The sequence below is a fragment of the Planococcus sp. TJ-307 genome (assembly GCF_058268435.1).
On the sequence record NZ_JBZDOJ010000010.1, the window covers coordinates 41,790 to 51,023 of the forward strand.

At 44.7% G+C, this 9,234-nt stretch carries 8 protein-coding genes and 2 rRNA genes; all 10 read right to left on the minus strand.

Translation table 11 applies throughout. The features are described from left to right. Positions 1-27 precede the first annotated feature (27 nt). The gene (gene yabA, locus AC4EHK_RS18740) at positions 28-387 is read right to left on the minus strand and encodes a DNA replication initiation control protein YabA (protein ID WP_142830599.1); all 360 of its coding nucleotides are present in this window, start codon (positions 385-387) and stop codon (positions 28-30) included. A gap of 10 nt (positions 388-397) precedes the next feature. After that, complete coding sequence (locus AC4EHK_RS18745) at positions 398-1,210, minus strand: PSP1 domain-containing protein (protein WP_490980248.1); 813 nt, start codon at positions 1,208-1,210, stop codon at positions 398-400. A 3-nt stretch (positions 1,211-1,213) separates the two neighbouring features. Further along, complete coding sequence (gene holB, locus AC4EHK_RS18750; protein WP_490980249.1) at positions 1,214-2,206, minus strand: DNA polymerase III subunit delta'; 993 nt, start codon at positions 2,204-2,206, stop codon at positions 1,214-1,216. Between the two features lie 111 nt (positions 2,207-2,317). Continuing rightward, a complete protein-coding gene (gene darA, locus AC4EHK_RS18755; RefSeq protein WP_490980250.1) occupies positions 2,318-2,647 on the minus strand; it encodes a cyclic di-AMP receptor DarA in 330 nt (109 codons plus the stop codon). 117 nt (positions 2,648-2,764) lie between these two features. Beyond that, the gene (gene tmk / locus AC4EHK_RS18760; RefSeq protein ID WP_490980251.1) at positions 2,765-3,415 is read right to left on the minus strand and encodes a dTMP kinase; all 651 of its coding nucleotides are present in this window, start codon (positions 3,413-3,415) and stop codon (positions 2,765-2,767) included. A gap of 139 nt (positions 3,416-3,554) precedes the next feature. Then, a complete protein-coding gene (locus AC4EHK_RS18765) occupies positions 3,555-5,666 on the minus strand; it encodes an RNA degradosome polyphosphate kinase (RefSeq protein WP_490980252.1) in 2,112 nt (703 codons plus the stop codon). A gap of 90 nt (positions 5,667-5,756) precedes the next feature. After that, positions 5,757-7,283 carry an exopolyphosphatase gene (gene ppx, locus AC4EHK_RS18770; protein WP_490980253.1) on the minus strand — a complete coding sequence of 509 codons (1,527 nt, stop codon included), beginning with the start codon at positions 7,281-7,283 and terminating at the stop codon, positions 5,757-5,759. Between the two features lie 59 nt (positions 7,284-7,342). Continuing rightward, positions 7,343-8,779: an aminotransferase class I/II-fold pyridoxal phosphate-dependent enzyme gene (locus tag AC4EHK_RS18775; RefSeq protein ID WP_490980254.1), complete on the minus strand. Its 1,437-nt coding sequence runs from the start codon at positions 8,777-8,779 to the stop codon at positions 7,343-7,345. Positions 8,780-8,946: 167 nt separating this feature from the next. After that, positions 8,947-9,062: ribosomal RNA gene (rrf, locus tag AC4EHK_RS18780) — 5S ribosomal RNA — on the minus strand. A 56-nt stretch (positions 9,063-9,118) separates the two neighbouring features. Next, positions 9,119-9,234 (minus strand): 5S ribosomal RNA (rrf, locus tag AC4EHK_RS18785).

The window sequence follows — 9,234 nt, forward strand, 5'->3', positions numbered from 1 at the left end:
CAGACAGCTGCTTGGCTGCCTTTATTTTCAGTTCTGTTTATTCAAAAATGACAAACAGAACAGGCAATCGTCGCCTTTTCGGGAACTGCCAAAATGCACATTGCAAACATGGTAGCCTTCGTGATACAAACGGGCTAAGTTATCATAGCCTTCACCAATATCCATGACGGCTTTTTTCAACTTCACTGGATCCACAGCAGCCACTTCCGGCACAGCTTTGTGAAATTCATCCAGGCGTGTGCGCAAATGGTGATTTTCCAATTGCAGCGCGTGATGTTCTTCCATCGTCCGGGCTACGACCGCTTTTAGTTCACTGAATTGTTCTTGCATGGATTGGAGCTGCTGTTCAAACTCCATGACCGTGTCTAAAAAGTTCTTTTCCTTCAATTAAACCACCTCACGCTCTCGTTCCTTGGCCCATTATCTCATCTAATGTGTATTCAAGTGTTTGTTCCTGCTCAGATAACCGAACTTTTAACACTCGTTCTAAAATATTCATGCCCACCACGCGGCCTTCGCCGTCTGGTGTCGTTACTTTTGTTCCAACATCCGGCATTTCTTTTTTTGCTGTTTCGTATTCATCGTTCTCGTATTTTAAGCAGCACATCAAACGGCCGCATAAACCTGAGATTTTCGAAGGATTCAACGACAAGTTTTGATCTTTTGCCATTTTGATCGAAACGGGCTCAAAATCGCCCAAAAATGTCGAGCAACAAAGCATTCGGCCACAAGGACCGATTCCGCCTAGCATTTTGGCTTCATCACGAACACCAATTTGGCGAAGCTCGATGCGTGTCCGGAAAATAGCCGCCAAGTCTTTGACCAAGTTCCGGAAATCCACACGGCCTTCCGCTGTAAAGTAAAAAATAACTTTGTTGCGGTCAAACGTGTATTCAACATCCACCAGCTTCATATCCAATCGATGTTCTTCAATTTTGCCTGTGCCCAGTTCAAAAGCACGGCTTGCTTCCAAGCGGTTTTCTTCCACCTGGTGGCGATCACGATCAGTTGCCACACGAACAACTTGCTTTAATGGCAAGACGACATCGTTTTCTCCAACAGTTTTTGTTGGCACGACCACTTTGCCATATTCTACGCCGCGTGCTGTTTCCACAATGACGTAATCGTCCTTTTCAATCGTCAATTCACCTGGATCGAAATAATATATTTTACCCGCTTTTTTAAAGCGAACCCCTATCACATTATACAATTGCTACCCCTCCTGCAGATTCAGCATTAACTGCTCCATCAACAGCGTCCGGTTCATATTGCGCGGCAATTGTTGTTTGGCTTGTAAAATAGCCTGCAACTGCTTGGACAATACCGTAAAAGAACGCTGGAGAGCCATCTGCTTCCAAGTTTCTTCCATGTCTGGATATGTTCGTGCAGTTTCAAGACCTGCTTTTACCGAAGCGATGTCCCGATATGCAAATAATAACATGTCCAGGCCTCTTTCGGCATCTTCTTTTTCTTTAAATAACGGCAGCCACTCAGCTTGAAGCATTAAAAGAGCCTCGTGGACATTGCTGCCAGCCACTTCCACAAGTTTCAATACGGTTTTTCGGGCTTGTGCAAATTGTTCATCCTGACTTAAAGCAACGGCTTCTTCTTCGCTTTGTGTCAGCATACTGACAGTGGCAGCCATCGATTCAGTCATGCCATCTGCCATCAATTTTTCCATCAGCTTTGGCCGTGACAGCGGCCGGAACGATACCAATTGGCAGCGGGAACGGATCGTGCTCATCAATGCATTCAGCCGCTCTGTCAAAAGAATCGCTGTCACATTAAATTCCGGTTCCTCCAAAAACTTCAGCAAAGCATTGGCGGAAGAATTGTTCATGCGATCTGCCTGTTCAATCACGTATATTTTACGGCCTGTACTCAGCCCGGTCTTATTCAATTTGAAAATCAACTCACGAATTTGGTCAATTTTAATATTTTGGCCATCCGGTTCAATGAAAATAACATTCGTATGGTTGCCGGAATTATAAAGCTGACAGCTCCGACATGTTTCACATGGAACATTTTGCACAGGTGATTCGCATAGCAAAAGCTTGACGAAGAAATGGGTAATTTCTTTTTTTCCTGAGCCAGCAGGACCTTCAAACAAGTAGGCGTGCGCCAATCGATCTTTCGCATAAGCACCTTGAAGCCGTTTCATGACCACCGGCTGCATTTCCAAAAATTCATCTGTTGTTTTTTGCATAACTTCCACCTTCAGACTTTGTAAAAAATCCCGTGTTCCGAATGGAGCACGGGTATTCGTTATGGTGCTTAGGTGACAGGCACTCTGCCATTTATCGAGGGGAACGAGTTATTAAAAATGATGGAACTGTTCGATCGGCAGTACAAAAATAGTCGCCCCGCCCACTTCAACCTCTACTGGGTATGGAATATACGAATCAGCATTGCCGCCCATTGGCGATACAGGTGCTACCATCTGTTCACGAGCACGACAGTTTTCACGAATCAAATCCAGCAATTTCGGTACAAGATCATCTTCTACCCCGATTAAAAAGGTTGTATTCCCTGAGCGCAAAAACCCTCCTGTACTGGCAAGTTTGGTAGCCCGGAAATCGTTTTTTGTCAACGCGTTGGATAAACGGTTACTGTCTTGGTCCTGTACAACTGCTACTACGAGTTTCATCAGCACTCACTCCTTTTTGTCTTTCTTCTATATAAGTATAACATGAACAAAGATATACGCTGCATATCTTTCCAGCTCTTTGCCAAAAAAATAGCCCACATAAAACGACAGTTGATCCTATAGGGGATCAACTGTCGTTTGCCGTTCTTCTATAAACCGTAAAGCCGTTTCCAATGCATCTGCAAAAACGACATCCAATTCATTCTCTGCATTGATCAGACGAATACGCTCCGGATTCTGGCTTAATAATAACAGATAGCCTTCTCTTACTTTGTAGTGGAACTTCATCGATTCAACATCCAGACGGTTGATTTCCCGTCCGAGATCTTTTTCGATTCGTGCCAATCCGACTTTCGGATTCACATCAAAGTAAAGCGTCATGTCCGGCATGTAATCATCAATGGCAAACTTATTAATGGCAAAGATTTCTTCCATTCCAAGCCCGCGCGCATACCCTTGGTAAGCCAGGCTTGAATCGACGTAACGGTCACAAAGGACGATGCTTCCTGCCTCCAATGCCGGAATAATTTTCTCAACCAAATGCTGCCTTCTTGCCGCAGCGTACAACAAAGCTTCTGTTCGTGGATCCATCGCAGTATTTTCCCGGTCTAAAATCACGTTGCGGATTTGTTCAGCAATCTCGATGCCACCGGGTTCACGCGTAGAAACAACAGAAAATCCTTTTTCCTTTAATGCATCTGTCAGCATTTTCAAGACCGTCGACTTGCCCGATCCTTCTCCGCCTTCCAGATTGATCAAATAACTCATTTTGCTGTTCACCTGATTCCATGAAATTAATCATTATGTACTGTTTTAAACTCTTTATACTATACACGAAATGCCTTCTTTTTTACAGTGACCATTAAAAAACCCGTCCATCTCCCTACGGAAATGAACGGTTTCCTCATTATTCCTCGTCTTCTGCCACTTGATAGGCCCTGCGGAACAGCTCCATTTGGCTGTCTATTGCCGGCTCATCATTTTTGCGTGGTACGTAATGGTAGACGCCAGCTGCATCCTGTTCTCTTGCTTTGACATTGTCGGCAAGCCCGAGCTCCAGTATGCTCTTGACCTGCTCTTTGATGTCTTCATCAATAATCGGGAACAGGATTTCGATGCGGTTGTTCAAATTCCGTGTCATCATATCTGCTGAAGACAAAAAGATCTTGCTTTTGCCATTATGATTGAAAAAATAGACACGGCTATGTTCAAGCAAACTGCCGACGATGCTGCGTACCTGGATGTTCTCACTGACTCCAGGAACTCCAGGCCGCAAACAACAGATCCCCCGAACAATCAAATCTACTTTTACTCCAGCATTTGATGCTTCATACAATTTCATTATGATGGTTTTGTCCGTCAAGGAATTCATTTTTGCAATTATTCGTCCATTGCCCTGTTTTTTCTGGAAACCGATTTCAGCATCAATCAAGTCGATGATATCTGTGCGAATCGTGAATGGTGCTACTGATAAATAATGAAATTCCGGTTTTTCGGTATAACCGCTCAAATAATTGAAAAAGTTGGTAGCGTCGATCCCGAACTGCCGTTTAGAAGTGAACAAACTCATATCCGTGTAGATTTTCGCTGTTTGGTCATTGTAATTGCCCGTTCCCAAATGAACAAAACGGTCAATCTTGTCGTCTTTTTTGCGGACAACCAATGTGATTTTGCTGTGCGTCTTCAAATGGGTCATGCCATAAATCACATGGCATCCGGCCTTTTCCAGCTCTTTGGCCCACTGGACATTGTTTTCTTCGTCAAAACGGGCCTTTAGTTCCACGAGCACCGTTACCTGCTTGCCATTTTCTGCTGCTCTTTTCAGCGCCTTGATAACCGGTGAATCGCCGCTGACACGATAAAGTGTCTGTTTGATGGCGAGTACATCGCGGTCATCGGCTGCCTCAGAGATAAATTGGACAACCGGTTCGAACGATTCGTATGGGTGATGGAGAAAAACATCCTGTTCGCTGACCTTTTGGAAAATATCTTTGCCTGTTTCCATTCCAGCCGGCAACTGCGACACTTTCCCTTCAAAGACCAAATGCTCCCAGATCGGCGCCATTTTTTTATAAAAATTGAAAAAGACCGTCAAATCCAAAAATCCTTCAATGGCATAAACATCTTTTTTATGCACTTCCAGTTCATCGGTCAGGTAATCCAAAATAGCGGGGTCAAAGCCAGGTTGCTGGATTTCCAAGCGGACAGCTGCACCCCACTTTCGTTTGCGAAGCTCTTCTTCAATTTCCTTGAGCAAATCACGCGCCCCTTCTTCGTGGATGGTCATGTCAGCATTTCGGGTAATCCGGAACACGGATGCCGAAATTACTTTGAAGCCATTAAAAAGTTTACGGATGAAAAAGGCGATCACATCCTCCAACAAAATCAGCTTGTGGCTTGCTTTTTTGGAGTCCAAACGGACAAAGCGATCCAGTACAGAAGGAACTTGGACGATGGCAATTTTCTGCCCCTCTTCTGTCTGCTCTAGTTCGTCTTCCAGTACTACTGCCAAGTTGATGCTTTTATTCAACAGCATGGGAAAAGGGCGGTATGCATCAATAGCCATCGGCGTCAGCACGGGGAAAATATGATCTTCAAAGTGTTTTTCCATTATCACTAATTGATCTGCACTCAAATCCGCCATTTTTACAAATTCCACATTTTCTTTTTGAAGCTTAGGCAGCAAACTTTTTTGCAAGGTTTCGTATTGCAAGTCCACCAACCGGTGGGTCTTCATCGCAATTTCATTTAGTTGCTGTTTTGGGGTCATACCGGCTTTGTTTTCGGGTTTCGTAAACCCAACTTTCACCTGATCCTGCAGCCCGGCTACACGAACCATAAAAAATTCGTCCAAGTTAGAGCTGAAAATGGACAAAAACTTGAACCGCTCGAGCAAAGGATTTCGTTTATCCATTGCTTCCTCTAACACTCGTTCATTAAAAGCAAGCCAACTCAATTCACGGTTATTGTAATAAGCAGGTTGTCTGAGTTCCACATTTTTCTTTTTTACTGTTTCCAATTTCGACTCCACCTTTTACGTATAATCCATTCTATTATCGTACCATTTTCGAGCTTTTTAAAAAGCAGGATCAGGCATTTGTAATGTTAATTATTTGTAAAATTTAAAATCAACCGTTTTCTTTAGCTGCTTTTCCAAATGTTTTTTCTGCTTCTCGACCTGGTACTGCTCCGGCTTCCAGTCTTCGCTGCAGCGAATAGAAAATACGAGCTTGTCGTCTTTTTCTTCCAGTTCAATGGTCTCCACAATGTCGCGTTTTGTCGCATTCAAGCTATATGCCAGTTTAATAATGGCACCCAGCAAATTGTATTTAACCACTTCTTCCTTGCTAAACCACTCTTCGTAAATCGCGAGGTTGCGTTTAAAGGTTTCTTTGTTTTTAAACGAAGCCATTAATGCCACAATGACCCGTTCTTTGTGCAACAGGCCGTCAATGGTCCGATTGCTTAGCAAGTAGAACGTATGCTGGTGGCTGGACTCAGAATCGATATAACTTCCTAAATTATAAAGGGCACTGCTCAACTTCAACCGTTTGTAATCTTCTTCCTCCAGTGACAGCAAGCCCACTTCTTCCAATTCTTTTGAAATCAGCAATGCACTGTTTGTGACATGAAACGCATGCGTCAAGTTGATGTCGTAGTCGATGGCCAGTTCGTGAAAGCTTTCTTCTACAACATTCGGAAAGACCGATAAATCAAAATCCTTGGTCGTTTCTTCATAGAAAACTCCGTCTCTCAATCCTTTTCTGCTGAGAGCAAATTCTTCCGTATCAATCAATTCCATCAAATAACGAAATACTTCTAATGCGGGAATGATGATATCTGCCCGGTCCTTCGACAAACCTTCGAGCCGCTGCAAATCCGAAAACTCCAAGGACTTCAATAAATCATTCATCTCTTCTACATCGTTCTTGCTCATTCTGTACTGATGAACGCCAGTCAAAGGATACTCAATATGCTCTTGATGAATTTGAGCCATGTTTCGCGCGCTTCCTCCGATGCCAATCAACGGCAGGCGTTTATCAGCCAGCCATTCCAGCTGATCAAACTGCTCTTTCAAAAATGAACGCAATTCACGCAGTTCGCCTTTTGTCGGTGTATCGCCTTGGATAAACTGCTGCTTTAAAGACAATGCTCCAAAAGGGAAGCTGTAAAAATAAATCAGCTGGCGGTCATTGAAATACGTGAGTTCTGTACTCCCCCCACCAATATCCACTGTGATGCCGCTGGTAAAGGGCGTCGAATTGACGACTGCCAAGTACCCATAGTTTGCCTCTTCAAATTCAGATAAGATACGAATGGTGAAGTCGGTCTCACTTTCCACCGCTTTCATAATTTCTTCTTGATTTTCTGCCTGGCGGACAGCCGCTGTGGCCACACATTTGATTGCTTTCAACTGATGGTGGCGGGTAACTTCCTGAAAACTCTTTAAGGTCTTGACCAGTATATCGATGCCTTCGCGTTCCAGTAGATTGTCTTCGTTTAAGTAATTGCGCAGGCGGGCAACCGCCTTAACGTTTTCACTTTCTGTAAAACGCCCGCTTTTGTCCCGTGTATAAATTACCAACCGAATGGTATTTGAACCGATATCAATAATTGCGTATTTTTCTTGCTCCATGAAAATCCCCCACATTCTTTCCCATTTAAATCGCGTTACAGGTATACCCTCTTTATGCCTTATTCATTCTCTTGCATGCCTTGCTGAAGTACAGGCAACTGCTTGGACTCCAACCTGTGGTCACCCTGGATTTGAGCTTCCGACGCCAAGTAATTCATCAGCTCTTCCACTTTAGGCAATGTCCATTTTTCACCAGCTACCATCAGTGGAATGCCGGGAGGATATGGAACGACCATGCCAGCAGCAATTCGTCCGATAATTTGTGTATACGAAATCCATTCCTGGTCCGCCAAATCGATTTCTTCAAAAGACAATTCTGGAACGGTGACATCCAATTGTTGCTGAACCGCAATCTTATTTTCGTGCCTGGCTTCTCCCTCAAGCCTCATTACTGCCTCTTTTAACCGGCTGCGGATTTCCGCAAACGGATAGGCATGCCATTGTTTCAGCAATGGCAAAATGAGCAGCACCTGGAACAGGTCGGCCAGTTCTACCTCAATGCCTGCTTGCTCGAGCTGTTGTTTCAGCTGATAGCCGCTGTGATGTTTGGCCCTCAACATAATCTTTAGCGGATCATCGGATTCTACTACGATCAGCTGTGGAATCATCCGCAAACTGCTGAGAAAACGGTCCCGCTTTTCGCTGAACATCCGAATGTCAGGCTGCGAATAATTTTGCACATAAGACCGCGCATCATCCAGAGAAGCCAGGATTAAATACGATGGGCTGCTTGATTGAAACATCCGCAAGTATTTTTGAATTCTTTTTACATTCACTCGATCACTGCCAACATGCAAAAAAGATCCCATGGTCATGGCCGGTAAGGTTTTATGTGCCGACTGCACCACTACATCCGCCCCGAGAGCCAACGACGAAACCGGAAACGGGGATCCTGTCTGAAAATGGGCACCATGCGCCTCGTCCACTAAAACCGCGATCTTGTTCTCATGGCATAGAGCAATAATTTCCTTCAATTCATCAGAAACCATTCCATAGTAATTGGGGTAGGTCAGTACCACTGCTTTTGCTTCCGGGTACGCCTCTATGGCTGCTGCTATGGCCTTAAGAGGCACTCCAGCCGCTGTCATTGATCTGTCGTCCCATTTCGGCGATACGTAAACAGGGCGCACACGCGCAAGCTCCAGCGCATGGAAAATCGACTTATGTGAATTCCGCTGAACAATCACGGCATCTCCTTCTTTGCAGGCAGCATGGATCATGGCCAAATTCCCCACCGTCGAGCCATTGACCAATAAGAAGCTTTCCCGTGCTCCATAAGCATCCGCCAACAAAAGCTGAGCATCTTTAATCGCTTCTTCCGGATAATGAAGATCGTCAAGTCCTGTCAGTTCAGTCAAATCGTAATGGAGCGCCGACTGAATGTCTTTCGGCAGCCCCGATAAAATGCCGTGTTTATGCCCAGGAACATGAAAAGAAATGGGCTGTCTGTTTTGATGCTGTATCAAAGCATCGACTATTGGACGTCGTTGAGTCATAGTTTCCATCCTCACATTGATTGATTACTCCCATTATAGCAACTTCAGCCGAGAGCGGTGGGTTTGAAATAAAAAGTCCGGGATGATTCCAAAGTGCCTTATTGTAGAGTTTCCTGGAAATAAAAAAACAAGCCGTTACCGGAATCGGTAACGACTTGTTTTCGTGTGCCTAGCGACGTCCTACTCTCACAGGGGGAGACCCCCAACTACCATCGGCGCAAAAGAGCTTAACTGCCGTGTTCGGGATGGGAACGGGTGTGGCCTCTTTGCCATCATCACTAGACTAGTTGGTTGAACATTTGTCCAATCAAGAAAATCACTTATATTTTTAAAAAAACAGACCAGCGACGTCTTACTCTCACAGGGGGAGACCCCCAACTACCATCAGCGCAAAAGAGCTTAACTGCCGTGTTCGGGATGGGAACGGGTGTGGCCTCTTTGCCATCATCACTGGA